General features: G+C 72.8%; 22 protein-coding genes. 14 read left to right on the top strand and 8 right to left on the bottom strand.

All coding sequences use genetic code 11. The features are described 5' to 3' along the window. Positions 1–98 precede the first annotated feature (98 nt). Positions 99–1,781, top strand: a complete 1,683-nt coding sequence (locus ACIHEJ_RS19310) for a hypothetical protein (protein ID WP_400136891.1) — start codon at positions 99–101, stop codon at positions 1,779–1,781. Positions 1,782–1,832: 51 nt separating this feature from the next. On the opposite strand, the gene ACIHEJ_RS19305 is transcribed toward ACIHEJ_RS19310, so the two are convergent. Further along, the gene (locus ACIHEJ_RS19305; RefSeq protein WP_400136888.1) at positions 1,833–3,161 is read right to left on the bottom strand and encodes an ABC transporter substrate-binding protein; all 1,329 of its coding nucleotides are present in this window, start codon (positions 3,159–3,161) and stop codon (positions 1,833–1,835) included. Between the two features lie 117 nt (positions 3,162–3,278). Between ACIHEJ_RS19305 and ACIHEJ_RS19300 the strand changes: the two genes are divergently transcribed. Together ACIHEJ_RS19300 and purU are read left to right on the top strand one after the other, a co-directional pair. After that, complete coding sequence (locus ACIHEJ_RS19300; RefSeq protein WP_400136886.1) at positions 3,279–3,779, top strand: hypothetical protein; 501 nt, start codon at positions 3,279–3,281, stop codon at positions 3,777–3,779. Between the two features lie 64 nt (positions 3,780–3,843). Continuing rightward, complete coding sequence (gene purU / locus ACIHEJ_RS19295; protein ID WP_400136883.1) at positions 3,844–4,722, top strand: formyltetrahydrofolate deformylase; 879 nt, start codon at positions 3,844–3,846, stop codon at positions 4,720–4,722. A gap of 99 nt (positions 4,723–4,821) precedes the next feature. On the opposite strand, the gene ACIHEJ_RS19290 is transcribed toward purU, so the two are convergent. Together ACIHEJ_RS19290 and ACIHEJ_RS19285 are read right to left on the bottom strand one after the other, a co-directional pair. Further along, positions 4,822–6,234, bottom strand: a complete 1,413-nt coding sequence (locus tag ACIHEJ_RS19290) for a zf-HC2 domain-containing protein (protein ID WP_400136881.1) — start codon at positions 6,232–6,234, stop codon at positions 4,822–4,824. Then, on the bottom strand, positions 6,231–6,803 hold the full coding sequence (locus ACIHEJ_RS19285) for a sigma-70 family RNA polymerase sigma factor (protein ID WP_400136878.1): 573 nt from the start codon (positions 6,801–6,803) through the stop codon (positions 6,231–6,233). Before ACIHEJ_RS19285 ends, ACIHEJ_RS19290 begins: the two co-directional genes overlap by 4 nt. Before the next feature lie 343 nt (positions 6,804–7,146). Here ACIHEJ_RS19285 and ACIHEJ_RS19280 point away from each other — a divergent pair, with 343 nt between their 5' ends. Together ACIHEJ_RS19280 and ACIHEJ_RS19275 are read left to right on the top strand one after the other, a co-directional pair. After that, positions 7,147–7,521, top strand: coding sequence for an STAS domain-containing protein (locus ACIHEJ_RS19280; RefSeq protein WP_400136875.1), 375 nt, complete (start codon positions 7,147–7,149; stop codon positions 7,519–7,521). A gap of 175 nt (positions 7,522–7,696) precedes the next feature. Then, positions 7,697–8,209 (top strand): EF-hand domain-containing protein, encoded by a 513-nt coding sequence (locus ACIHEJ_RS19275; RefSeq protein ID WP_400136872.1) that lies wholly within the window; start codon positions 7,697–7,699, stop codon positions 8,207–8,209. Here ACIHEJ_RS19275 and ACIHEJ_RS19270 read toward each other — a convergent pair. Beyond that, entirely contained in the window at positions 8,188–9,696 is a 1,509-nt protein-coding gene (locus ACIHEJ_RS19270) for a class I adenylate-forming enzyme family protein (protein ID WP_400136869.1), read from the bottom strand. The genes ACIHEJ_RS19275 and ACIHEJ_RS19270 overlap by 22 nt on opposite strands. 100 nt (positions 9,697–9,796) lie before the next feature. Here ACIHEJ_RS19270 and ACIHEJ_RS19265 point away from each other — a divergent pair, with 100 nt between their 5' ends. From ACIHEJ_RS19265 to ACIHEJ_RS19250, 4 genes are all read left to right on the top strand, one after another. Next, positions 9,797–10,993, top strand: coding sequence for an amidohydrolase family protein (locus ACIHEJ_RS19265; RefSeq protein ID WP_400136866.1), 1,197 nt, complete (start codon positions 9,797–9,799; stop codon positions 10,991–10,993). Next, positions 10,993–12,126: an acyl-CoA dehydrogenase family protein gene (locus ACIHEJ_RS19260; protein WP_400136863.1), complete on the top strand. Its 1,134-nt coding sequence runs from the start codon at positions 10,993–10,995 to the stop codon at positions 12,124–12,126. The genes ACIHEJ_RS19265 and ACIHEJ_RS19260 overlap by 1 nt, the downstream gene beginning before the upstream one ends. A gap of 2 nt (positions 12,127–12,128) precedes the next feature. Then, a complete protein-coding gene (locus ACIHEJ_RS19255; RefSeq protein WP_400136860.1) occupies positions 12,129–12,995 on the top strand; it encodes an acyl-CoA dehydrogenase family protein in 867 nt (288 codons plus the stop codon). A 576-nt stretch (positions 12,996–13,571) separates the two neighbouring features. Beyond that, the gene (locus ACIHEJ_RS19250) at positions 13,572–14,045 is read left to right on the top strand and encodes an ATP-binding protein (RefSeq protein WP_400137510.1); all 474 of its coding nucleotides are present in this window, start codon (positions 13,572–13,574) and stop codon (positions 14,043–14,045) included. A gap of 257 nt (positions 14,046–14,302) precedes the next feature. On the opposite strand, the gene ACIHEJ_RS19245 is transcribed toward ACIHEJ_RS19250, so the two are convergent. After that, positions 14,303–15,229: a cyclase family protein gene (locus ACIHEJ_RS19245; RefSeq protein ID WP_400136857.1), complete on the bottom strand. Its 927-nt coding sequence runs from the start codon at positions 15,227–15,229 to the stop codon at positions 14,303–14,305. Between the two features lie 86 nt (positions 15,230–15,315). Here ACIHEJ_RS19245 and ACIHEJ_RS19240 point away from each other — a divergent pair, with 86 nt between their 5' ends. From ACIHEJ_RS19240 to ACIHEJ_RS19230, 3 genes are all read left to right on the top strand, one after another. Continuing rightward, positions 15,316–16,230 (top strand): SDR family NAD(P)-dependent oxidoreductase, encoded by a 915-nt coding sequence (locus ACIHEJ_RS19240; protein ID WP_400136854.1) that lies wholly within the window; start codon positions 15,316–15,318, stop codon positions 16,228–16,230. A gap of 132 nt (positions 16,231–16,362) precedes the next feature. Further along, a complete protein-coding gene (locus tag ACIHEJ_RS19235) occupies positions 16,363–17,511 on the top strand; it encodes an acyl-CoA dehydrogenase family protein (protein WP_400136851.1) in 1,149 nt (382 codons plus the stop codon). After that, positions 17,511–18,563: a Zn-dependent alcohol dehydrogenase gene (locus ACIHEJ_RS19230; RefSeq protein WP_400136848.1), complete on the top strand. Its 1,053-nt coding sequence runs from the start codon at positions 17,511–17,513 to the stop codon at positions 18,561–18,563. Before ACIHEJ_RS19235 ends, ACIHEJ_RS19230 begins: the two co-directional genes overlap by 1 nt. 143 nt (positions 18,564–18,706) lie before the next feature. On the opposite strand, the gene ACIHEJ_RS19225 is transcribed toward ACIHEJ_RS19230, so the two are convergent. After that, a complete protein-coding gene (locus ACIHEJ_RS19225) occupies positions 18,707–19,735 on the bottom strand; it encodes a GlxA family transcriptional regulator (RefSeq protein WP_400136845.1) in 1,029 nt (342 codons plus the stop codon). A 71-nt stretch (positions 19,736–19,806) separates the two neighbouring features. Here ACIHEJ_RS19225 and ACIHEJ_RS19220 point away from each other — a divergent pair, with 71 nt between their 5' ends. After that, the gene (locus tag ACIHEJ_RS19220) at positions 19,807–21,114 is read left to right on the top strand and encodes an MFS transporter (protein ID WP_400136842.1); all 1,308 of its coding nucleotides are present in this window, start codon (positions 19,807–19,809) and stop codon (positions 21,112–21,114) included. Between the two features lie 85 nt (positions 21,115–21,199). On the opposite strand, the gene ACIHEJ_RS19215 is transcribed toward ACIHEJ_RS19220, so the two are convergent. Next, positions 21,200–21,805 carry a DUF4253 domain-containing protein gene (locus tag ACIHEJ_RS19215; protein WP_400136839.1) on the bottom strand — a complete coding sequence of 202 codons (606 nt, stop codon included), beginning with the start codon at positions 21,803–21,805 and terminating at the stop codon, positions 21,200–21,202. Positions 21,806–21,921: 116 nt separating this feature from the next. After that, a complete protein-coding gene (locus ACIHEJ_RS19210) occupies positions 21,922–22,527 on the bottom strand; it encodes a flavin reductase family protein (protein ID WP_400137507.1) in 606 nt (201 codons plus the stop codon). 169 nt (positions 22,528–22,696) lie between these two features. Between ACIHEJ_RS19210 and ACIHEJ_RS19205 the strand changes: the two genes are divergently transcribed. Next, positions 22,697–23,548 (top strand): hypothetical protein, encoded by an 852-nt coding sequence (locus ACIHEJ_RS19205; protein ID WP_400136837.1) that lies wholly within the window; start codon positions 22,697–22,699, stop codon positions 23,546–23,548.

Genomic DNA, 23,548 nt, shown 5'->3' with positions numbered 1-23,548 from the left:
CAGGGAAGAAGATTGCGCCCTGAGCTGCGTGGCACCCGGCTCGGGGGACCCGGTAGCGTGAGCCCGATTCACAAGGTCCCCCATTAGTAGGAGTCCCGGTGACGCAGAGTGGACAGGGCGAGGAGCCCTCGGCGCAGCCCGCGCGCGAAGGCATCGTGCTGCCCTCCGACGGAGGCGAGCCCCTGCTGCCGGGCATGGCCGGCACCCCCGCACCGGCCGCCCCGGCCGGCGGGCAGGCCTGGGGCGGCTCGTGGGGCCCCGAGCAGCACGCCCCCCAGCAGGGCGGCCAGGGCTGGGCCCCCGCGCAGGCCCAGCAGTGGGGCGCCCCCGGCGCCCCGGACCAGCAGCCGCCGTCCGCCGCGAACCCCGGCCCGCTGCCCCCTGAGGGCGCCCCGGCACCGCCGTACGGCGGTCAGGCACCCTCCTACGGGGGCCAGGCACCCTCCTACGGCGCCCCGCCGCCGGCCCACGGCGCCGGCGGCGGCCAGGGCGGGTACGACGCCGGGCAGCAGCCCGGGTACGGCACGCCCGACCCGTACCAGCAGACCGGCGGGCTCCCGCAGGGCGGACCGCAGCAGCCGCCGTACCAGGCGCCGGGCGCCCCCGCCGCGCCGCTGCCGCCCGCCTACCCGGGCGCGAGCACCCCGCTGCCCCCGACCGCCGACGGCGCGACCCAGTACCTTCCGCCGGTCCCCGCCGCCCCGGCCGACGAGGGCGCCACCCAGTACCTCCCGCCCGTCCCGCCGTCCGCCTCGCCCGACGGCGCCACGCAGTACATCCCCCCGGTGACGCCCGGCGCGCTGCCGCCCGAGTCGGGAGGCGAGGAGACCCGGTTCCTCGGCCGCGTCCCGCACCAGTCGGCCGCGCCCGCCTCGGACGCGGATGCCACGCAGTACATCCCGCCCTTCCCGGGGCAGGCCCAGGGCGGTGACCGGCAGCCGCCCGCGGAGTTCGACAACCTCTTCCGCAGCGGCCCGGCGGGCGGTGACGGCCCGGCCGGAGCCACCCAGCAGCTCCCGGTCGTCCCGCAACAGGACGCCTACCCCGGCGCCGCCCAGCCCTCGTACGGCGCGCAGCAGCCCTCGTACGGCGGACCGCAGCCCTCGTACACGCGTGATCACGACGACGACGGCGGGCGGCGCGGGGGCCGCAGCGGGTCGCGGGTGCCGTTGATCGCCGCCATCGGGGTCGGCCTCATCGTGGTCGGCGTGGGTGCCGGAGCGCTGCTCAGCGGCGGGGGCGGCAAGGACCAGGGCAACGACGACAAGACCGTCGCCGCCGCGTCCCCCGCCACCGGACAGAGCTCCTCCGCGCCCGCCGCCGATCCGGCCCGGCAGCAGGCGGTGGCGCTGGACAAGCTGCTCGCCGACAGCGGCAGCAGCCGCGCCTCGGTGATCAGCGCGGTCGCCGACGTCAAGCAGTGCGACAACCTCGACCAGGCCGCCTCCAGCCTGCGCGGCGCGGCCAAGCAGCGCGGCGACCTCGTCACCCGGCTCGGCAAGCTGTCCGTGGACAAGCTGCCGAACAGCGGTGCGCTGACGTCCGCCCTGACCCAGGCCTGGCAGGCGTCCGCCGCGGCCGACAACCACTACGCGGCCTGGGCCGACCAGAGCAAGGGCCGCAAGGCCTGCCGCAAGGGCCACGCCCGCATCACCGGCGAGACCCAGGCCGGCAACAAGGCGAGCGGCACCGCCAGCGCGCAGAAGGTCAAGGCGGCGGCGCTGTGGAACGCGATCGCCACGAAGTACAGCCTCACCCAGCGCCAGCCCACCCAGCTGTAGCCCACCGGGCTGTGGCCCCTCCGGCCTGTCCGGCCGGGCGGGCGCGGGGCGTCACTGCACGTCGGCGTTCTCCAGCGTCTGCGTCATGTCGGCGATCCCGTTGATCCCGCCCATGCTCTTGCGGGCCGCGACCAGTGTGCCGTGCTGGACCATCTGCAGGCTGACGTCGGCATTGACCAGGCGGGGGAAGCCGACGCCGGCCAGCTTGCCCTCGTAGGGCCAGTGCAGGGTCGGGGTGAGTCCGCCCGTGGACACGCGCAGGCCGCCGTCGAGTGCCTGCCGCACGGTGTCGGAGCTCACCTGCCCGCCGGCGCCGATCTTCTCCAGGGCCGCCTTCAGCACGGTGTAGGCGATCCACGTGGTCTGCACGCCGGCGTCCGCGGGGTCGATGTTGTTGTCGCCGAAGGCTTCCTCGTTGATCACCTTCTTCATGGCGTCCCAGCGGGAGTCGGACGCGGGCGGGTACCAGCCCGTGATGTACGCCCCCTCGTACGGTCCGTCCGCGCCGCCGGTCGCGTTGATCACGGTCTGGTCGACGCTGCCGAGCACGGTCGCGGTGCGCACCCCGGGGAACTCCTCGCGGGCCCGCCGGAAGGAGTCCATGAAGGTGTCGGTGCGGTCCCCGAGCGCCGGCACCACGCAGCCCTTCCGGGTCACGTCCTTGGTCGCGTAGCGCAGCGCCTGATCGGCCTGGTCGTCGTACGCGGTGGCGTCCTCGGCGGCGAGCTGGTCGCCCGCCTCCGCGTGGCCGCCCGCCTTCAGCCCCGAGTCGAGCATCGTGGGCAGTTCGTCGCCGGCGATGGTGTCGGGGCGGACCAGGGAGACGTTGCCGCAGGTGGCGGCGAGGGCCTTGCCGAGACCGGCCAGGAGGGCGGGCTGGCCGCCGTTGACCGGGTAGGACAGCGTGCCCGTGAACTCGTCGTTGGTGACGCCGTAGCCGCCGATGTAGGGGATGCCGGCGCCCTCCAGCGGGGCGAGGAAGGAGTTGCCGAACTGGCTGTAGGAGCCGACGACCGCGACCACGTCCTCGTCCGCCGCGCGCCGGGCGCACTTCGCGGCGCCCACGCTGTCGTTGTGGTCGTTGCAGGTCAGGACCTCGAGCCGGCGACCCGCTATCCCGCCGTGCCCGTTGATCCACCTGGCGTAGGCGCGGGCCATCGCGGGCATGCCGGGCTTGTTCGTGGCGTCGGTGTCCTGCGGCGCCCAGGTCATCACCTTGACCGGGTCATCCCCGGAGCCCCCCGTGGCACCGGGGATGACCCCGCATCCGGCGGTGAGCGACGCACAGAGAGCCACGGCCCCGGCGGACAGGGCGGTGGCTCTGACGGGGCGGGAGGTCAGGAGCGGGAAGGTACTGCGCGTGCGTCGCCTGCCGGTCATGGACACGCACGATTCCCTCACACCACTAACCCAGGAGTGACCCTCGGTCAACGAAGGGTGACACGGAGGTGAATTACAGGGTCCTGTGTGACTGCCGGGACGGGGAACGTACGATCGATGACCGTGCAAGGTTCGGAGAACTCTTCCCGTCGCGGCCGTCGCTCCTCCACCATGGGCGGCATGCCTCTCAGCGACATGCCGTGGTGGCGCTGGCGCAGCAACGTGCGCTCGGCGCTGCACATGCTCTCCGACCCGGTGTTCCAGCAGGACGTCTGGCTGGCCGGCGTGGACGGCTACGGCGACGTCACCGACGCCGTGTACCGGCTGGTGGAGGACACCTGGCTGGACAACTGGTCGGCGGAGAAATACGTCGGCACGATCTTCCGGGACTCGCAGGAGGCGGCGCTCGTGGACACCGCCGTGCTGCGGGTGCTGCGGATCATGCACCAGGTGGGCCCGGACGCGCCGGTCGCCGTGTACCTGGACCACCCCGGATGGCCGGAGGCGGTGCGGGCGGCGCGGGACGCGCACCTGCGTCTGGCGGCGAGCGACGGCGACGATCCGGACACACCGCCGAAGAGCCTGGACGTGCTGCGGATCCTGACGCGGACCGCGTAGGCGACCGTCCCGTCCTGCGGGACGACCCCCCACGGCGGGCCTCCGGCGTGAGAACCTTTGGTGCATGAACGAGCAGTCCGCGCCCGCCGCCCCGGCCGACCAGTACGTCCTCACGCTGTCCTGCCCCGACAAAAAGGGCATCGTGCACGCCGTGTCGAGCTACCTCTTCATGACCGGCTGCAACATCGAGGACAGCCAGCAGTTCGGCGACCACGACACGGGTCTGTTCTTCATGCGCGTCCACTTCTCGGCGGAGGCGCCGGTGACGGTGGAGAAGCTGCGGGCGAGCTTCGCGGCGATCGGTGACTCCTTCCAGATGGACTGGCAGATCAACGAGGCCGACGCGAAGATGCGCATCGTGCTGATGGTCAGCAAGTTCGGGCACTGCCTGAACGACCTGCTGTTCCGGGCCCGGATCGGCGCGCTGCCGGTGGAGATCGTGGGCGTGGTGTCGAACCACACCGAGTTCGAGGAGCTGGTGGGTTCCTACAACATTCCGTTCCACCACATTCCGGTGACGCGGGAGACGAAGGCGGAGGCCGAGTCGAAGCTGCTGGAGATCGTGCGCGAGGAGGGCGTCGAACTGGTCGTCCTCGCCCGCTACATGCAGGTCCTCTCGGACGAGCTGTGCAAGCAGCTGAGCGGCCGGATCATCAACATCCACCATTCCTTCCTGCCGAGCTTCAAGGGCGCGAAGCCGTATCACCAGGCGCATGCCCGGGGTGTGAAGCTGATCGGCGCGACGGCGCACTATGTCACCGCCGACCTGGACGAGGGGCCGATCATCGAGCAGGAGGTCGAGCGGGTCGGGCACGAGGTCGGCCCGGACCAGCTGGTGGCCATCGGCCGCGATGTGGAGTGCCAGGCGCTGGCGCGGGCGGTGAAGTGGCATGCGGAGCGCCGCATCCTGCTGAACGGACGACGCACGGTGGTGTTCGCCTAGAGCCGGTCCGGGGCGCGTTTGTCGTTCGGCGGCTGCGCGTCCGTCGTGGCCGCGCGTGTCCCCACCCGGTGCAGCCGACCGCGACACCGCAACCAGCCCCTACATCCGGCTCAGCCCCGCCGCGGCGAACAGCACGTCTCTGATCGCCTCCCGGTCCCCGACCTGTCCCACCGCCGCCTCCTCCGGAGGAATGTGGCCCGCGGCCAGTCTGCAGAACTCCACGCCGTCCAGCGCGACATGGGCCACCTCCAGCTCGGCCGAGGCCACCGCCGCCGGTGAGTCCAGGGGGATCAGCCACTCGCCGCCCGCCGCGCCCTCGATCTCCAGCCGCAGGCTGCGGCCGGGTGCGCCCGCCGGGACCAGGTGAGGGGTCGTACCCGGTGCGGACAGGCCCGCGCGGCGCCGTTCGGCGAGCGCCACCGGCAGCATCCGTGCCGAGAGGTCGATCATCCTGTTCAGGTGGCGCGGCGCGGGCGGCTCGTACGGGTAGTCCACCGCCTCCGCGATGTCCTCCGCGTGCACCCAGCACTCGAAGGCGCGGTCCAGCATCGCGTCGCGCAGCGGCAGCTCGAAGTCGCCGTAGGAGACGCCGAGTCCGCCCGCGTGGCTGCCCGTGAAGGACACCGTCCGCACCAGGCTGTGGCTCTGCTCCCGCCAGGGCCCCCGTACGGAGCGGGTGGGCGGGAAGTGGGAGGTCCGCCAGAACGCCTCGGTGCGCCCGGCGGGGCCCACCGCGTCCCGCTCCGCCGCCCCGGTGATCCGGGCCAGCGGATCCGGCAGGCCGAGCGCCGTCGCGATCAGGCCGTCGACCGACAGCAGGTGCGCGATGACCCCGGCCACGGTCGTACGACGGCTCGTCGCGGTGTCGGCGTCGAACCACCGCAGCCGCACCGGCGCATGCCACTCCGCGTCCCCGAAGTCCTGCAGCAGGGCGTCCAGCCGCGCGGTCTCGGCGTCGTACGGCGCCGCCCACTCCGGCACCGGGATGTGCGGTGGCCGGCGGTCCAGGCAGCTCTTCAGGACGCGGGTGCGCAGTGCGGGGTCCAGGTCGAGGCTCTCCGGCTGGTGCAGCAGGCCGACCGCCTCGCGCAGCCGGCGGGCCTCGTCGGCGCAGCTCCCGCAGTCGCCCAGGTGCTCCTCCACGGCCGCCGTCTCCGCCGCCGAGCAGGCGGCCAGCGCCCAGGCGCCGAGCAGCGACTTCAGGACGTGGTGCGGCAGGTCGAGCGGCACGGGGGCCAGGTCTCCCAGGTCGGTGAGGTCGGGCAGGGGGCGCACGCCGTCCTCGACGGAGGCGCGGGGCAGCGGTATGCGCGGCGGGCCGTCCGGGTCCGGGCCGTCGGGTCCGTGCGGTACGTCACCCGAGCCGGTCCCGTCGCCGTCGGTTCCGCCGGTGTGCCCTCGCTCACTGCGACCGCCGCTCCTTTCCCGTCTCTCCGGCTCAGGAAGACGCTCGTTCCGCTCGTCCGGTGCCGGCTGCTCGTCGTGCGCCTCGAACCGTCCCGCGCCGCTCATGCCGCACCTCCGTGTCCCGGAGGTGTCCCGGCGTCGTGGGCGGTGGAGAGCAGTTGCAGTCCGAGGCGGAGCCGGCGGCGGGCCTCGTCCTCGGTGACGCCGAGGTCGGCGGCGGTCTGGCGGTAGTCGCGGCGCTGGAAGTAGGCCAGTTCGAGCGCGGCGCGCAGCGGGGCGGGCATGGAGTGGACGATGTAGTCGGCACGGGCGGCGACCGAGGCGCGGCGCACCTTGCCCTCCAGTTCCCGGGTGGAGGCGTCGTCCCGGCGGGGGAGCGCGGCGGTCTCGCTGTCACGCAGCCGCTGCACGGCGAGCCGGTGGGTCACGGTGGCGATCCAGGAGCGCAGGGGGCCCTGCTTGGGGTCGTAGGTCTCGGGGTGCTCCCAGACGTGGGCGAAGACCTCGCGGGTGATGGTGTCGGCGGCCTTCTCCTCGCCGAGGACACGGTGGGCGAGGCTGTGCACGAGCGAGGCGAACCTGTCGTACAGCTCGCCCAGGGCGGCCGCCTCGCCTCGGGCGAGCCGCTGCTGCATCTTGCGGTCCCAGCGGGGCGGTACGTCCGTGGTGGCCATGCGGTCCCCTCCCCTCGCGCGCGTCCCGGTCCGTCCAGCCTGTCCGCACCGTCTTCTCGAATGTAGTCGGCACGTCTGACAGTGCACGCTCCTTTGTGTCAATGTGCGCCCCCCGAAGCGCCGCAGGTGATAGTGCCCTCTTCACACAACCTTCACGCCAGGCGCGTGCATGTCAGATCGAACGGGATCGATAGTGACCGAAACAAGCCCCTTGTTGATCGCCGACGGTTTGTCGGCCGACGTTTCAGGGAACGGCCGGTGGGCAGCCGCGCGGAAAGAAACGTAGGAACTGCTTCCGTTTCCGGGCGGTTCCGCGAGATCCGGCGAGCGGAGGGGCAAGGCCGTGGCATTCAACGTGACCGGCGTCGAACAGGGCGAGTGGGCCGTGCTCCAGGTGACCGGTGAGCTGGACCTGATGACCTCACCGGTACTGCGCCAGCGGGTGCACGACGTCGTCGCCGAGGGACACCACAGTCTCGTCGTGGACCTCTCCGACGTCTTCTTCTGCGACTCCAGCGGGGTCGGCGTCCTCATCGCCGCCCGCCGGCTGATCCGCTCCTGCCAGGGCCGGCTGCGGCTGATCCTGCCCGACCGGGGCGCCGTCGACGGCTCGCACGTCAACCGGGTCCTCGGCGCGCTCGGCGTCCGCCGCCTCTTCGACGTCCGCCCCGACATCGAGTCCGCGACCACGGACGAGGCGGAGCCGCTCTCGGCCTGAACGTCCGGACGTCGCCCCTCCCGCACGCCGTGCGGAGCCGCGACTCGTCCACATTGTTGTCGCAGAATTCCCCCGGTCTTGGCACAACCGCCGGTTTCCCGCCGCCCGACGGCCATCCGCGTCGTACGCTCCCTGCCAGATCACCCCACGCACACGTAAGGCGGCCCGAACAGACATGGTCAGCACCGAGTACGAGCGCAGGATCGCCGCCCGGTTCGCCACCTTCGACCAGGACGGCAACGGCACCATCGAACGCGAGGACTTCAGCGCGGCGGCCAAGGCGCTGCTCGCCGAGTTCGCGGTGACGGCCCGCTCCGACAAGGGGCAGGCGCTGTACGCCGGCGCGGAGGCTTTCTGGCAGGGCATGGCCGGGATCGCCGACCGGGACGGCGACCAGCGCATCAGCCGTGCGGAGTTCGTCACCGGCGCGGTCAAGCGCCTGCGCGACAACCCCGAGCGGTTCGCGGAGATCGCCCGCCCCTTCCTGCACGCGGCCCTGGCGGTCGCGGACGCGGACGCCGACGGCCGGCTCACCGTCACGGACACCGCCCGCGTGCTGCGGGTCCTGCACGTCCCGGCGGAACTCGCCGAGGCGACCGCCGCCGCCCTCGACGCCGACGGCGACGGCCTGATCGGGGAATCGGAGATCGTCCCGGCCTTCGCCCGCTACTTCACGGTTCCCGAGTAGCGCTCCCGCAGCTTGTACTTGAGCACCTTGCGCAGGGTGTCGTTGCGCGGAAGAGCGTCCAGCACCTCCAGCCGTTCCGGCAGTTTGTGCACGGACAGACCCTGCGCACGCAGGTACGAGACGGCCTCCGCGAGCGTCAGCCCGGCCGCCCCGGGCCGCGGTTCCACCACCGCGCACACCAACTCACCCCGCTCCGCGTCCGGCAGTCCGATGACCGCCGCGTCCCCCACCGCCGGATGCGCCGCCAGCAGGTCCTCGATCTCCTTGGCCGAGATGTTCTCGCCCTTGCGGATGATCACGTCCTTCAGGCGCCCGGTGAGCACCAGATGTCCGGAGCCGGTGACACGGCCCAGGTCGCCGGTGCGCAGGAAACCGTCGGCGTCGAAGGCGGCCGCCGTCTGGGCCGGGTCCAGATAGCCCCGGCAGACGGCCTCGCCGCGCAGCCGGACCTCGCCGTCGACGATCCGGATCTCCATGCCGGCCGGCGGACGGCCCTCGGTCGTCGCCAGGTTCTCGGCAGTGTCCTCGGGGTCCCCCATGGTGATCATCGGGACCTCGGTCATGCCGTACCCGTGGGTGAGCTGGACGGCCATCTCGCGGACGACCGCGTGATACACCTCCGGCGGCTTCGGCGCACCGCCGCCCGCGAGGAGCCGGAGGGTCGGGATCACCTTCTCGTCCGGGCGTCTGCGCTGTTCGGCCAGGAACATCGAGTAGAAGGCCGTCGACCCCCCGGCCACCGTCACCCCGTGCCGGCGGTACTCGGCCAGCGCGTCCGGCAGTGCGAAGTGCTCGAACATCACCGCCGGGAAGCCGCGGAGCAGCAGCATCACCGTGTAGTCGGGGCCCGCTATGTGGGCGTACGGGAAGGCCATAGAGCCGACGTCGGCCGACGTCAGGCGCAGGGCGTGGGCGAGGCAGGAGCCGCCCGCGATCAGTGAGCGGTCGGTGTGCAGGACGCCCTTGGGGTCGGAGGTGGTGCCCGAGGTCCAGTAGATCCAGCGGACCGCGGTGCCGTCGGCGGGCGGGGCGGGCAGGACGGACGGGTCGCCGTCGGGCAGGGTGTCGTACGCCTCGAAGACGCCCTTGGCGCCGAGCCGGTGGGCCAGCTCCGTGTGGTCGTAGCCGCGCCACACGCCCGGTACGGCGAAGAACTCCGCCTTCGACTCCCGCAGCGCGAAGCCCACCTCGCGGTCCCGGTAGAAGGGGATCACCGGTGACTGCACGGCGCCCAGACGGGCCAGGGCGAAGGACAGCAGGGCGGTCTCGATGCGGGTGGGCAGCTGCCAGGCGACCACCGTGCCGGGGCGGACCCCCATGCCGTACAGGCCGGCCGCGACCCGCTCGGCGCCGTCCCGCAGGCCGCCGAAGGTGAGCGTCCGGTCGCCCTGGAGCAGCACGGGGCGGTCGGGGGTGAGCCGGGCGCGCCGGTCGACCAGCTCCCACATCGTGCGGGCGGAACTCAAGGAGTGCGCGGTCTCGTTCACCTGTGCCCCCTGCTTGGCTGACGACTCGTCAGGTGCCATGCTATCTGACGGCCCATCAGATAAATATCGTCCGACAGGCACCGGCCGGCGGAGGGGACCCATGGCGACCGAACTGCCCCGCATCATCAGCGTCGACGACCACGTGATCGAGCCCGCCCACCTCTTCGAGACCTGGCTGCCGGCCAAGTACCGGGACCGTGGGCCGCAGCCGCTGACCGCCGGTATCGGGGACCTGGCCTACGTCGGCGGGAAGTACCAGATCACCATGGACCCGGAGGGACAGCCGACGGACTGGTGGATCTACGAGGACCTGAAGTTCCCCTACAAGCGCAACATCGCCGCCGTCGGCTTCGACCGGGACGAGATGACGCTGGAGGGGATCACCAGGGAGCAGATGCGCCCGGGGTGCTGGGATCCCGTCGAACGCCTCAAGGACATGGACCTCAACCACGTCGAGGCCAGCCTCTGCTTCCCGACCTTCCCCCGCTTCTGCGGGCAGACCTTCGCCGAGGCGCACGACAAGGAGGTCGCCCTCGCCTGCGTGCGCGCCTACAACGACTGGATGGTGGAGGAGTGGTGCGGGGACAGCGGCGGACGGCTGATCCCGCTGTGCCTGATCCCGCTGTGGGACGTGGAGCTGGCCGTCGCCGAGATCCGGCGCAACGCCGCGCGCGGGGTGCGGGCCGTGACCTTCTCCGAGATCCCCACCCACCTCGGACTGCCGTCCATCCACTCCGGGTACTGGGACCCCTTCTTCGCCGTCTGCCAGGACACGGGCACGGTCGTCAACATGCACATCGGCAGCAGCTCCCAGATGCCCGCCGCCTCCCCCGACGCGCCGCCCGCCGTGCAGGCCTCGCTCAGCTTCAACAACGCGATGGCCTCGATGATGGACTACCTCTTCAGCGGGGTCCTGGTGAAGTTCCCGCGCCTCACCCTCGCCTACTCCGAGGGGCAGATGGGCTGGGTGCCCTACGCCCTGGAGCGCGCCGACGACGTGTGGGAGGAGCACCGCGCCTGGGGCGGGGTGCGGGACCTGATCCCGGAGCCGCCGTCGACGTACTACTACCGGCAGATCTACTGCTGCTTCTTCCGCGACAAGCACGGCGTCGCCTCGATCGACGTCGTCGGCCGCGACAACGCCACCTTCGAGACCGACTACCCGCACGTCGACTCGACCTTCCCGCACACCAAGGAGGTCGCCCTCGACCATGTGAAGGGCCTGGACGACGAGACGGTCCACAAGCTGATGCGGGGCAACGCCATCCGCATGCTGGGCCTGGACCTCGACCGGTGATGGACCTCTCCTACACGCCCGAGGAGGAGGAGTTCCGGGCCCGGCTGCGCGAGTGGCTCGCCAAGGTGCTGCCCACCCTGCCGGCCAAGCCGCCCCCGGACGACTGGCCCGGCCGCCGCGCCCACGACCTCGGCTGGCAGCGGATGCTGTTCGACGCCGGGTACGCCGACGTCCACTGGGACGCCTCCCCGACCCTCCGGCTGATCTTCCTGGAGGAGACCGAGAAGGCGGGCGCGCCCTATGTGGGGGCCAACTTCGTGGGGCTGCTGCACGCGGGCCCGACCATCGCCGCCGAGGGCACGCCCGGGCAGCGGGCCCGCTGGCTGCCGCCGATCCTGCGGGGCGAGGAGGTGTGGTGCCAGGGGTTCAGCGAACCGGGCGCCGGCTCCGACCTCGCCGCGCTGCGCACGCGCGCGTGGCGCGACGGCGACGACTATGTGGTGACCGGGTCCAAGATCTGGACCTCCCACGCCGAGGTCGCCGACTGGTGCGAACTGCTGGTCCGCACCGACCCCGAGGCGCCCAGGCACCGGGGCATCACCTGGCTCGCCCTGCCCATGGACGCCGAGGGCATCACCGTACGGCCGCTGCGTACGCTCGCCGGGTCGGCGGAGTTCGCCGAGGTGTTCCTCGACGAGGTGCGGGTGCCGGCCGCCAACCGGGTGGGCGCGGAGAACGACGGCTGGCGTGTGACCATGGTGACCCTGTCCTTCGAGCGCGGCACCGCGTTCGTCGGCGAGGTGGTCGCCTGCCGCCGGGTGCTGGGCGAACTCGCCCGCGCGGCCTGGGAGAACGGGCGCTGGGACGACCCTGTGCTGCGCCGCCGGCTCGGACGGCTGGACGCGGAGTTCCGGGCGCTGTGGCGACTGACCCAGTGGAACGTGAGCGAGGCCGAGGCGAGCGGCGGGGTGCCGGGGGTGGGCGGCTCGGTCTTCAAGCTCCGCTACTCGCACGCCCGACAGGAGCTGTACGACGCCGCGGCCGACGTCCTCGGGCCCGACGCCCTCGACCTGGACCGGCCGTGGGTCCTCGACCGCCTGTCGTCGCTGTCGTACACCATCGCCGCCGGCACCTCGCAGATCCAGCGGAACATCGTGGCCGAGCGCATTCTGGGGCTGCCGAAGGGGAGATGAGCGTGCGATTCCGACTCAGCGAGGAGCAGCGGGCGTTGCGGGCCGGGGTACGGCAGGTGCTGGCCCGGCGGTTCGGGCGGGAGGCGCTGCGCGCGGCCGTGGACGCGCCGGGGCGGCTCGACCGGGGGTTGTGGCGGGCGCTCGGGGAGGCCGGGTTCTTCGCGCTGCGGCTGCCCGAGGCGGACGGCGGGGTGGGACTGGGGCTGCCGGAGGCGGTGCTGGTCTTCGAGGAGGCGGGCCGGGCGCTGCTGCCGGGTCCGCTCGTGGCCACGCATCTCGCCGCCGGGGCCGTGCCCGGAGCGGCCACCGGGGAGACCGTCGTGGCCGGCGTGGACGGGGAGCTGGTGGAGTGGCTGGACGCGGCGGACGTCGTGTGCGGGGACACCTCCGGGGCCGTACCGCTGCGCTCGCTGGACCCGCTCACCCCCGTGCATCGCGTGCCGCGGCCCGGCCGGCTCGTTCCGGAGGCGGTCCTGCTCACCGCCGCCGAGCAGCTCGGCACCGCCGCACGCGTGTGCGAGCTGGCCGTGGAACACGCCCGGGCCCGCGAGCAGTTCGGGCAGCCGATCGGGGCCTTCCAGGCGGTCAAACACCTGTGCGCGGACCTGTTGGTGCGGGCCGAGACGGCCCGCGCCGCCGTCTACGCGGCCTCCGTCACCGCCGACCCGGCCGACATCGCCGCCGCCCGGCTGCTCGCCGACGAGGCCGCCGTGCGCGGCGCGCGGGACTGCCTCCAGGTGCACGGCGGCATGGGGTTCACCTGGGAGGCGGAGGTCCATCTGCACCTGAAACGCGCCTGGGTGCGGGCCCTGCGCGGCGGTGGCGGTGCGGAGAGTGAGGAGCTTCTGGCCGCGCGTCTGGCCGCCTGACCGGCCGTCGACGCCCTGCGCTGCGCCGCAGGAGCCCGGGGCGGCTCAGCCACCCAAGACCTTTGGCCCAAGATGTCGCGGATCGTGGCGCACCGGTATCACGGAGCGTCGATACCGGCTTGTGTCCATCGTGTGACTCGTCACGGCCCGGAGTCGGGGGCCCGCTCGGGTACCTTGTGTGGGATGCGAGTGGCTGCGAGCTCGAGCCGTGCCGGCGGTGCCCCTGGGGCGGTGCCGGACCGCGCGGTGCGCGCCGCTGCTCGCGAGGCGATCGGGGCCCTCGCCCCTGCCTGTTCGACTCCCCGGCACGAGCGTCGCACAGTATGGCGCACGCGTACTCCTTCGCGCGGGAATATGCCCGAAGCGCTTGTTGGGGTGACTGTACGTCAACCATGCTGTCTCTTAAGGGAATCACGTTCCGTGACCCCTGCTCTGGCCGTTGTTCTGGGCATGCAGAAAATGGCTACGATCGTGGCCCTCGTCATGTCGGCCGCCACGGCTCCCGCCGTGGTGCTCCGGCGGCGTCGGGTCATGTGTCCGCCGGTTCGGATGGTGTGAGCGGTGCAGGTGCTTCAAGTGCAGCTGGAGATCCGACCCGACCCCGCGGAGGTGGGACGGGCCAGGAGGTGGGCCCGCTCGCGACTCCCCGGGCTCGGCATAGAGGTCGACGAGCCGTTGGCCGAGACCCTGATCCTGCTCGTCTCCGAGCTGGTGACCAACGCCGTGGTGCACACCGGCCGTCCGGCCGTGCTGCGGCTCTCCGTGCCGGTCCCGCAGGCCGAGGCCGCCCCCTCGACCACGCTGCGGCTGGAGGTGGCCGACACCAGCTCCCGCGCCCCCGTGCCGCGCTGCGCCGCCGGTGACGCCACCGGCGGCCGGGGTCTTGCTCTCGTGGACTGCCTCGCCGACCGCTGGGGCTGGAGCCGCGAGGACGCCGGGAAGAGCATCTGGTGTGAACTGGACCGGTGTTCCCCGCCCGGGGAGAGCGCGGCGGTGGCGTACGGCGGCGGTCTGTCCGCGTACGAGGACCTCGCCTTCGAAGCGGTGTAGACCCCCGGTGCGGTCGTGCGCCGGGGGTGCACCCGTGCGCGGGCGCCACGAACCAGGTGCACGCGGCACATGCCCGTTCCGGCGTTGACGACAGGTGACCGGCCGAACACCCTGGTGGGCGACGATTCGCAGCGAGGGGACGACGAGGGCCCGATGACGGCGGTCCTCGTCGAGTGTGGGTCGCACCGGCCTGCGGCGCGTGCGCGCGACGGTGGGGGGAGGCGCGCCGCCGGCCGGTTCCACGACGGGGAGTCGTCTCAGAGCACCGCCACCGGCGCCACCGGTGTCCCCGTCCCCCCGACGAACGGCTCGGGCATCGCCGACAGCAGGAACGCGTACCGCCCGTGTTGTCCACAGGCTGTGGACAACTCTTCGAGATTCCAGTTCTGCCCCTGCAGCATCCCCATCTCCACCAGGTCCAGGGCGTGCACGGGCAGCCACAGATCGTCGATCTTGGGCGGAAAGATCTCGAAGGTCAGCGTGTCGTTGGCGACCGCGGCGACGTCGCGCGCGTGGAACCACTCCGGACAGCGCACCGACAACCCCGGCGACGGGTGGCCGTACCCGTGCTTGTCCCCGGCCAGGTACACCTGCACCTGGCCGGTGCGGACGAGTACGACGTCCCCGCCCCGCACCCGGACCCCGCCGAACTCCTCCGCCGCCTCCAGGTCCTCCGGCGTGACCGCGTGGCCACCCTCCAGCCGGTCCACGCCCCGCGCGCGTGCCACGTCCAGCAGCACCCCGCGCGAGACGATGTGCCGGACCTTGTCGATCCCGCAGAACCCGGCCCCGCCGTGCGCGGTGACCGTGTGCGCCGGGCGGCCGTTGTAGAGCCTGCCGGAGTGCGAGACGTGGGAGAGCGCGTCCCAGTGGGTGCCGGCCTGCAGCCCGAGGGTCACGGCGTCGTCGCTGCACGCCACCGTGCCGGGGCCGAAGATCTCCTGGTTGATCTGCACCATGACGTGCAGCGGGTTGACCCGCCCGGGGATCATCCCGGTCTGCACCCCGTCCTGCCGCAGCGGCAGCGCGAGGGGGACGCGGCGCCCGGTACGGACCTCGGCGACGGCCTGCCGCACGACCTCGTCGGTGACGAGGTTCAGGGTGCCGATCTCGTCGTCGGCCCCCCAACGCCCCCAGTTGTTCACGCGCTTGGCGATCTCGTGGAACTCCTCCGGCAGTGCCATCCGGTGCCTCCCCGGGGCTTGTGTCCGCGCGTCCGACGGGCCATAAAATCTAACGGACCGTCAGAAACCACGGGAAGGGGCCGGACGTGGGGAACTTCTTGGCAGGCAAGGTGGTCGCCGTGACGGGCGCCGGGCGCGGTATCGGGCGGGCGGTCGCGCGCGCCGCCGCCGCCGAGGGCGCGAAGGTCGTCGTCAACGACTACGGCGTCTCGACCGACGGCACCTCACCGACCAGCGAGGTCGCCGACGCGGTCGTCAAGGAGATCGAGGCGGCGGGCGGCGAGGCGGTCGCGGTCGCCGACGACATCTCCACGATGGCGGGCGGACAACGGGTCGTGGACACGGCCCTGGCGGCGTACGGCCGCCTCGACGGGGTGGTGTGCGTCGCCGGCATCCTGCGCGAACGCATGCTGTTCAACATGACCGAGGAGGAGTGGGACCCCGTCGTCGCCACCCACCTCAAGGGCACGTTCACCGTCTTCCGGGCGGCCTCGGCGGTGATGCGCGCCCAGCGGTCCGGCACGCTGATCGGCTTCACCAGCGGCAACCACCAGGGGTCGGCGTCCCAGGCCAACTACAGCGCGGCGAAGGGCGGGATCATCTCGCTCGTCCGCAGCGCGGCCCTCGGTCTGCACAAGTACGGGGTGACCGCGAACGCGGTGGCGCCGGTGGCCCGGACCCGGATGTCGGCCGGTGTCCCCATCGAGCTGGCGGAGATCGGCGAGCCGGAGGACGTGGCCGCGCTGGTGGTGTACCTGCTGTCCGAGCGGGCCGTCGCACAGGGCATCACGGGGCAGGTGTACACGATCGCCGGGCCGAAGATCGCGGTGTGGGCGCAGCCGAGGGAGTTGCGGGCTGCGTATGCCTCCGGCGGTTGGACACCGGAGACGATCGCGGAGTTCCTGCCGGGGTCGGTGGGGGTGGATCCGATGCCGATGCTGTCCCGGCTCTCGGCGATGGAGTCGGCGGCGAGGGCGGGGGATCGGCCGAACGCCCGTTAGCCCTGGCCGCGTTGTGGTCCGGCGGCCGCGGGTGCGTCGTGGTTGCTCGCGCCTCGCGGCGGAGCCGCATATGGACACAGCCCCCGCGCCCCTACGGGGCGCACCCCCGGCACCCGACTCGAAGGCGGACCCGTGGATTTCGGACACACCGCAGAAGACGAAGAGTTCCGCACGGAAGCCCGCGCGTGGCTCGCCGCGTACGCGGCCCCCTCCGCCCCCCGCCGTACCTGGGAGCGCACCCTCGGCCGTGCCGGGTGGATAGGCCTCGGCTGGCCCGAGCCGGGCTACGGCAACCGCACCGCCACCCTCACCCAACAGGTCGCCTGGGCCGAGGAGTACGCCCGCTCGCCCGCGCCCCCGCGCTCCGGGCACATCGGGGAGAACCTGCTCGCGCCCACGCTTCTCGCCCACGGCAGCGAGGACCAGAAGAAGCGCTTCCTGCCGCCGATCGCCGCCGGCGAGGAGCTGTGGTGCCAGGGGTACAGCGAACCGGGCGCCGGGTCCGACCTGGCCGGTGTGCGCACGACGGCAGTGCGCCACGGGGCGCACTACCGGATCACCGGGCAGAAGATCTGGACCTCCCTCGCCCACGAGGCCGACTGGTGCTTCGTGCTGGCCCGGACCGACCCGGCGTCCCGTCGGCACCACGGGCTGAGCTTCCTGCTCGTCCCCATGGACCAGCCCGGCCGCATCGAGGTGCGGCCCATCCGCCAGATGACCGGCACCAGCGACTTCAACGAGGTCTTCCTCGACGGCGCACGCGCGCGCGTGGAACACGTCGTCGGGGGAGAGGGGCAGGGCTGGCGGGTCGCCATGAGCCTGCTCGGGTTCGAGCGGGGCGTGTCCACCCTCGCCCAGCAGATCGGGTTCGTCGAGGAGCTGGGCCGGGTCGTCGGGACCGCCGTACGTGCCGGTGCCGTCACCGACCCCGTCGTACGCGAGCGTCTCGTCCGCCAGTGGGCCGAGCTGCGCACCATGCGCTGGCACGCCCTGCGCACCCTCGGCGGCTCCGGTGATCCGGGCGCGCCCAGCGTGGCCAAGCTGCTCTGGGCCGGCTGGCATCAGCGGCTGGGGGAGCTGGCGGTGCGGGTGCGGGGTGGTGAGGGCGGCGTGGGGCCGGTGGACTGGTCGCCGGGCGCGCCGTACGAGCTGGACGCGGACCAGCACCTCTTCCTCTTCTCCCGGGCCGACACGATCTACGGCGGCTCGGACCAGGTCCAGCGCACGATCATCGCCGAGCGCGTGCTCGGTCTGCCCAGAGAGCCCAAGGGGGCCGTGTGATGCGTGGAGTGGTGTTCGACGGCGAACAGGTCCAGGTCGTGGACGATCTGGAGGTGCGCGAGCCGGGACCCGGCGAGGTGCTGGTGGCGATCGCGGCGGCCGGGCTGTGCCACAGCGACCTGTCCGTGGTGGACGGCACCATCCCCTTCCCGGTGCCGGTGGTGCTGGGGCACGAGGGGGCGGGCGTGGTCGAAGCGGTCGGCGCGGGCGTCACCCATGTCGCGCCCGGCGACCATGTGGCGCTGTCCACGCTCGCCAACTGCGGCACGTGCGCGGAGTGCGACCGTGGCCGGCCGACGATGTGCCGGCAGGCGATCGGACGGCCGGGGAAGCCGTTCACCCGGGGTGGTGTCGATCCGGTCCACCAGTTCGCCTCGAACTCGGCCTTCGCGGAGCGCACGGTGGTCAAGGCCGTGCAGGCGGTACGGATACCGAAGGACATCCCCCTCCCGTCCGCCGCGCTGATCGGATGCGGGGTGCTCACGGGCGTGGGCGCGGTGCTGAACCGGGCGCGGGTGGACCGCGGGGACAGCGTCGTCGTCATCGGGACCGGCGGGATCGGACTGAACGTGCTGCAGGGCGCCCGGCTCGCGGGCGCGCTCAGGATCGTCGCCGTGGACGCCAATCCGGCCAAGGAGGAGGTGGCCCGGCAGTTCGGCGCCACCGACTTCCTGACCTCGGCACAGGACGTGCGGGACCTCCTGCCCACGGGCGCCGACCACGCCTTCGAGTGCGTCGGCCGGGTCGAGCTGATCCGGCAGGCGATCGACCTCCTCGACCGGCACGGCCAGGCGGTCCTGCTCGGCGTGCCCCCGGCCACGGCCGAGGCGTCCTTCCTCGTCTCCTCCCTCTACCTGGACAAGTCGGTCCTGGGCTGCCGCTACGGCTCCTCGCGCCCCCAGCGGGACATCGCCCTGTACGCCGACCTGTACCGCCGAGGCCGCCTGCTGCTGGACGAGTTGGTCACGGCCGTCCACCCGGTGGAGGACTTCGACAAGGCCCGCGCCGAAGCGGAGGCGGGACGGGTGGCGCGGGCGGTGCTCACCTTCTGAGCCGGGTGGCCGGCGGGGCGCGCCCGGGAGTCGACGAACGGGCTCGGCTCCTGGGCGCCGCCTCGTTCACCTCAGAAGACAAGACAGCCCGGTCAGCTGTGACATGGGAGGGGAAAGAGGCCGGAAGAAGTGCCCCCGCGGCCTCAGCGCCTCCCGCTCGCCCCACCGTGCTCGCCAGCCCCGTGCGCCGCCGTCCGGAAGGTCCGCCGGTACGTCGTCGGGGTGACCCCCAGCGCCTGCTGCAGATGCTGGCGCATCGACTGGGCCGTGCCGAAGCCCGCGTCCCGGGCCACCTGGTCGATGGACAGGCCGGTGGACTCCAGCAGATGCCGGGCCCGCTCCACGCGCTGCTGGGTGAGCCACTGGCCGGGGCTGACGCCGACCTCCTCCCGGAACCGGCGGGTGAAGGTGCGCACCGACATGGCCTCCTGCTCGGCCATGTCCCGCAGCTGGACGGGCTCGTGGAGCCGGCCGAGCGCCCAGGCGCGGGCGGCCCGGGTCGTGGCCTGCTGCGGATCCGGGACCGGGCGGTGGATGTACTGCGCCTGGCCGCCGTCGCGGTGCGGCGGTACGACCGTGCGGCGGGCCACGTCGTTGGCGATCGCCGTGCCGAAGTCGCGGCGCACCATGTGCAGGCACAGGTCGATACCGGCAGCCACTCCGGCCGAGGTGAGCACGTCGCCGTCGTCGATGAACAGCACGTCCGCGTCGACCTTGACGTTCGGGAACATCCGCTGGAAGCGGTCGGCGTCCGCCCAGTGCGTGGTCGCCGGGCGGCCGTCGAGGCGGCCGGCGGCGGCGAGGACGTAGACACCGGTGCAGATGGAGGCGAGCCGGGTGCCGGGGCGGACGCGGGCGAGCGCGGCGGCGAGCTCCTCGGTGAGCCTGCCCTCCTCGTAGACGGGGCCGAGTTCGTACGACGCCGGGACGACGACCGTGTCGGCGGTGGCGAGGACCTCGGGGCCGTGCGGGATCTGCACGGCGAAGTCGGCGTCCGTCTCGACCGGGCCGGGCGGCCGTACCGAGCAGGTCACGACCTCGTACAGGTGCCGCCCCCGCGCGTCCGTCGGACGGCCGAAGATGCGGTGCGGGATGCCGAGTTCGAACGGCAGCAGCCCGTCCAGGGCAAGGACGACGACGCGGTGCGGACGGAATTCCCCGGAGGAGGCCATGGCCCGATCCTAGCGAATGCTGTCCTTCGGGCCACTCGATGCCCGGGCGCGTACGACGGACGCTGTATGACGTGACTCAGACAAGCCCAGCCGCAACCCCTGTCCAGGCCCCGCCCGCCCGGCGCCCCCGAGTGCACCGCGCCTGGTTCGTCGCCGCCGTCACCTTCGTCACGATCATCGGCGCCGCCGCCTTCCGTTCCCTGCCCGGACTGCTCATCGACCCGCTGCACCGGGAGTTCGGCTGGTCGCGCGGCACGATCGGCGCGGCCGTCTCCCTCAACCTCGCCCTCTACGGCCTCACCGCCCCCTTCGCGGCGGCGCTGATGGACCGCTTCGGCATCCGCCGGGTGGTCGCCGTCGCGCTGAGTGTGATCGCGCTCGGGTCCGGGCTGACCGTGTGGATGACGGCGGCCTGGCAGCTGTGGCTGTGCTGGGGTCTGCTGGTCGGTCTGGGCTCCGGCTCGATGGCCCTCGCCTTCGCCGCGACGGTCACCAACCGCTGGTTCACCGAACGGCGCGGCCTGGTCAGCGGCATCCTCACCGCCGCGTCCGCCTCCGGGCAGCTGATCTTCCTGCCGGTGCTGTCCTGGCTGACCGAGCACCACGGCTGGCGCCCGGCCGCCGTGACGGTCTCCCTGGCCGCCCTCGCCGTCGTGCCCTTCGTGTGGATCCTGCTGCGTGACCACCCGGCCGACGTCGGCCAGAAGCCGTACGGCGCGGTCGCGTTCACACCCAAGCCGGCCCCGGTCACCGGCGCCGCCCGCCGTACCGTGCGGGTCCTCTCGTCGTCCGTCCGCACCGGCACCTTCTGGCTGCTCGCCGGGACCTTCGCGATCTGCGGCGCCTCCACCAACGGCCTCATCCAGACCCACTTCGTGCCCGCCGAGCACGACCACGGCATGCCCGTCACGACGGCGGCCTCGCTGCTCGCGGTCGTCGGCGTGTTCGACGTGGCCGGCACGATCGCCTCCGGCTGGTTCACCGACCGCTTCGAGCCGCGCCGTCTGCTCGCCGTCTACTACGCGCTGCGCGGCATCTCCCTGGTCTTCCTCCCGATGCTGCTGGGCCCCGCCGTCCACCCCCCGATGATCTTCTTCATCGTCTTCTACGGCCTGGACTGGGTGGCCACCGTCCCGCCCACCCTCGCCCTGTGCCGCGAGCAGTTCGGTGAGGACAGCGCCATCGTCTTCGGCTGGGTCCTCGCCTCGCACCAGGTCGGCGCGGCCCTCGTCGCCTACCTCGGCGGCGTGGCCCGTGACGTCTTCGGCTCCTACGACCTCGTCTGGTACGCCTCCGGCACGCTGTGCGCGGCGGCGGCCCTGATGGCGCTGGTGATCCGGCGGACGGCACCGGCGGCCCCGCTGCCCGCCGTCTCCTGAACGCGCCGCAACGCTGTCCCGCCAACACGCCGCAACGCTGTCCCGCCGCACCGCCCGCAAGGCACCGCGCACGGCCCTGCTGCCCCTAGTCCCACCAGAAGGACCACACGCGCTTGCCCAGGATGCGGTTGGCCGCGTAGGCCCGGAGGGTCTCGTCGTAGCCCTGGGTGATGTTGTCGGGTGCGAACGCGAAGTGTTCGGCGGCGATGGCCTCGGCCTCGCCGATCGTCCGCACGGGTGCCGCCACCGAGACGGTCACGAGCTCGTCCGTCAGCCCGATCAGGCGGGTGGCGAAGCGCTCCTCCCAGGACCGCAGGACCGTGCACATCTCCGCCATGTCATGAGGCCAGCAGCCTCCCCCACGCTCCTCGGCCAGGACCGGCAGATCCGTGCTGCGAAACGCCCTCGTCAGGAGGCCTGCCTCCGCGACAGCGTCTTCGTCGTCCAGCAGGCCGGCCAGCACCTGCGCCGCCACCTCCTCGGCGTCCGCCCAGGGCTCGGCCGGCGACGCCGCCAGCCCGGGCCACTCGGCGCCGAAGGGGGCGACCACCTCCTCGAAGGGAGCGGGTTCGCCGAAGAGTTCGACGACCCTGTCCCGGCCGGGACAGTCCTCGCCGGCCCGCGCGATGCTCTCCTGGGCGAAGCTCTCCCAGCTCCGGCCCAGGATCTGGTCCACTGTGAGTTCGTGCACGGCTCGTCCCACCCTCCCAGTCCGTGAAAGCGTCGGGACGCTACCAGCCGCCTCCGACAGTGCCTGCGCAATGCCGGGCGCGGGCGGCGGCGAGGGCCAGGACGCGCAGGGCGCGTTCAGTGGCTGATCCGCCCGAACCGCCCCCGGTGGAAGAGCAGCGGATCGCCCGGCCCGTCGGTGCCCAGGGCCGTCACCCGGCCCACGACGATCAGGTGGTCGCCGCCGGTGTGGACGGCGTGCACCGTGCAGTCGATCCAGGCGGTGGCGTCGGCGAGGCGCGGCGAGCCCGAGACGGGGGCCGCGTCGTACGCCACCCCGGCGAACTTGTCGGCGCCGCTCACCGCGAAGCCCCGGCACAGCTCGCCCTGCTCGGCGCTGAGCACATTGACGCAGAAGACGCCGGCGCGGGCGATGCGGGGCCAGGTGGTCGACAGACGGCCCACCATGAAGCAGACCAGGGGAGGCTCCAGGGAGAGGGAGGCGAAGGACTGGCAGGCGAAGCCGGCGGGGCCCTGCTCTCCCTCGGCGCCCGGTGCCGTGATCACCGTCACACCGCTCGCGAAGCTCCCCAGCACCCGCCGGAACTCGGCCGGCTCCACCGGAGCCCGCTCGTCCTCCCGCACGCGCCGCAACTCCGGTCGCGGCAAAGGCTCCACGCATCCCGGCGGCGGTGCGGACCTGAGGTACCGGACGGCGGCGGCCGCCGCCCCTGCGTGTCCCATCACGCCGTCCATTGAAGCTGACGGAGCGTCAGTTCGGAAGGGGTATGGACGGCCTCGTGCGGGCACTTCGTAGGCTGCGGCCATGGGGTGGGCGAAGAGACGCGAAAGGTTCCGTGGCGCGGGGGCGGCGCTTCGGACGCTGCGGAGTGATCTGGCCGCGGCGATTCCCGTGAACGCGGTGCAGCTGCCGGCGGCCGGGTTGCTGTGGTGGGTCTGGACCACCAGCCAGGACCAGTACGAGTCCGGTTACGGCGGCGCCTGGGGGATCTTCTGCCTCCTCGTCTTCTCGCCGCTGCTGCTGCCCCTGCTCGGGCTGCTCGTCTCGGCCGTGCTGACGCTGCCTGCGATCCTGCTGGCCCGCCCCCTGCTCAGGTGGTCCGGCGGCCCGGAGTGGGCCTGCCGCACGCTCGCGGCCGTGGCCACGGCCATCGGCTGGGCCCTGGTGGCGACGGTGACCCTCCACCGGCCGTTCGTCACCACGTCCTCGGTCCTCACCGCGTTCGGCCTGCTGCCCGCGCTGGGCATCACCTACGTCCGCACGCGCTCCTGGTCGGCGTGGGGAGTCTGGTGGCGCTCCGCACTCGCCTGCGCCGCCCTGTTCGTCCTGACGATCGGAGGTGCGCTCGCGGCCTCCGCGACCGGACTGATCCCGCAGTACCAGCCCCCCGAGCTGACCCCCGCCCAGCTCAGCGGGGTCTGGCGAGGCGAGGGCGGCGCCGAGCTGCGCCTGCGCCGCGACGGCCGGGCCGAGGCCCACGGGCTCCCCACCGAATCCGCGGACGGCTACTGGGCGTCCCCCGGCGACGACGCCTACAAAACCTGCGCGGGCACCGGCACCTGGAAGCCCGACCCCGGAACGGACGACACCGGCCGCCCCGGCATCCTCCTGCACCTTACGACCGACTGCGGCCTGGAAACCCGTTGGTCGATCAGCGGCACCGAGGACGCCCCCCAGCTGTACGCCGTCTTCGGAGACCCGGACGCGGGCACCCTGCGCACCCTGGAGCGAGCGGGGGACTGA

The sequence above is a fragment of the Streptomyces sp. NPDC052301 genome (assembly GCF_044593395.1).
Lineage (GTDB): Bacteria > Actinomycetota > Actinomycetes > Streptomycetales > Streptomycetaceae > Streptomyces.
Note: the sequence above shows the minus strand (reverse complement) of the source record. Positions and strands in the feature narration are given on the sequence as shown.

What these genes read in the sequence shown, in the direction of transcription:
- ACIHEJ_RS19305 (WP_400136888.1), bottom strand. Translation starts at nt 3,161, where the DNA reads ATGACCGGCAGGCGACGCACGCGCAGTACCTTCCCGCTCCTGACCTCC.
- ACIHEJ_RS19300 (WP_400136886.1), top strand. Translation starts at nt 3,279, where the DNA reads ATGACCGTGCAAGGTTCGGAGAACTCTTCCCGTCGCGGCCGTCGCTCC.
- purU (WP_400136883.1), top strand. Translation starts at nt 3,844, where the DNA reads ATGAACGAGCAGTCCGCGCCCGCCGCCCCGGCCGACCAGTACGTCCTC.
- ACIHEJ_RS19290 (WP_400136881.1), bottom strand. Translation starts at nt 6,234, where the DNA reads ATGAGCGGCGCGGGACGGTTCGAGGCGCACGACGAGCAGCCGGCACCG.
- ACIHEJ_RS19285 (WP_400136878.1), bottom strand. Translation starts at nt 6,803, where the DNA reads ATGGCCACCACGGACGTACCGCCCCGCTGGGACCGCAAGATGCAGCAG.
- ACIHEJ_RS19275 (WP_400136872.1), top strand. Translation starts at nt 7,697, where the DNA reads ATGGTCAGCACCGAGTACGAGCGCAGGATCGCCGCCCGGTTCGCCACC.
- ACIHEJ_RS19265 (WP_400136866.1), top strand. Translation starts at nt 9,797, where the DNA reads ATGGCGACCGAACTGCCCCGCATCATCAGCGTCGACGACCACGTGATC.
- ACIHEJ_RS19260 (WP_400136863.1), top strand. Translation starts at nt 10,993, where the DNA reads ATGGACCTCTCCTACACGCCCGAGGAGGAGGAGTTCCGGGCCCGGCTG.
- ACIHEJ_RS19245 (WP_400136857.1), bottom strand. Translation starts at nt 15,229, where the DNA reads ATGGCACTGCCGGAGGAGTTCCACGAGATCGCCAAGCGCGTGAACAAC.
- ACIHEJ_RS19230 (WP_400136848.1), top strand. Translation starts at nt 17,511, where the DNA reads ATGCGTGGAGTGGTGTTCGACGGCGAACAGGTCCAGGTCGTGGACGAT.
- ACIHEJ_RS19225 (WP_400136845.1), bottom strand. Translation starts at nt 19,735, where the DNA reads ATGGCCTCCTCCGGGGAATTCCGTCCGCACCGCGTCGTCGTCCTTGCC.
- ACIHEJ_RS19210 (WP_400137507.1), bottom strand. Translation starts at nt 22,527, where the DNA reads ATGGGACACGCAGGGGCGGCGGCCGCCGCCGTCCGGTACCTCAGGTCC.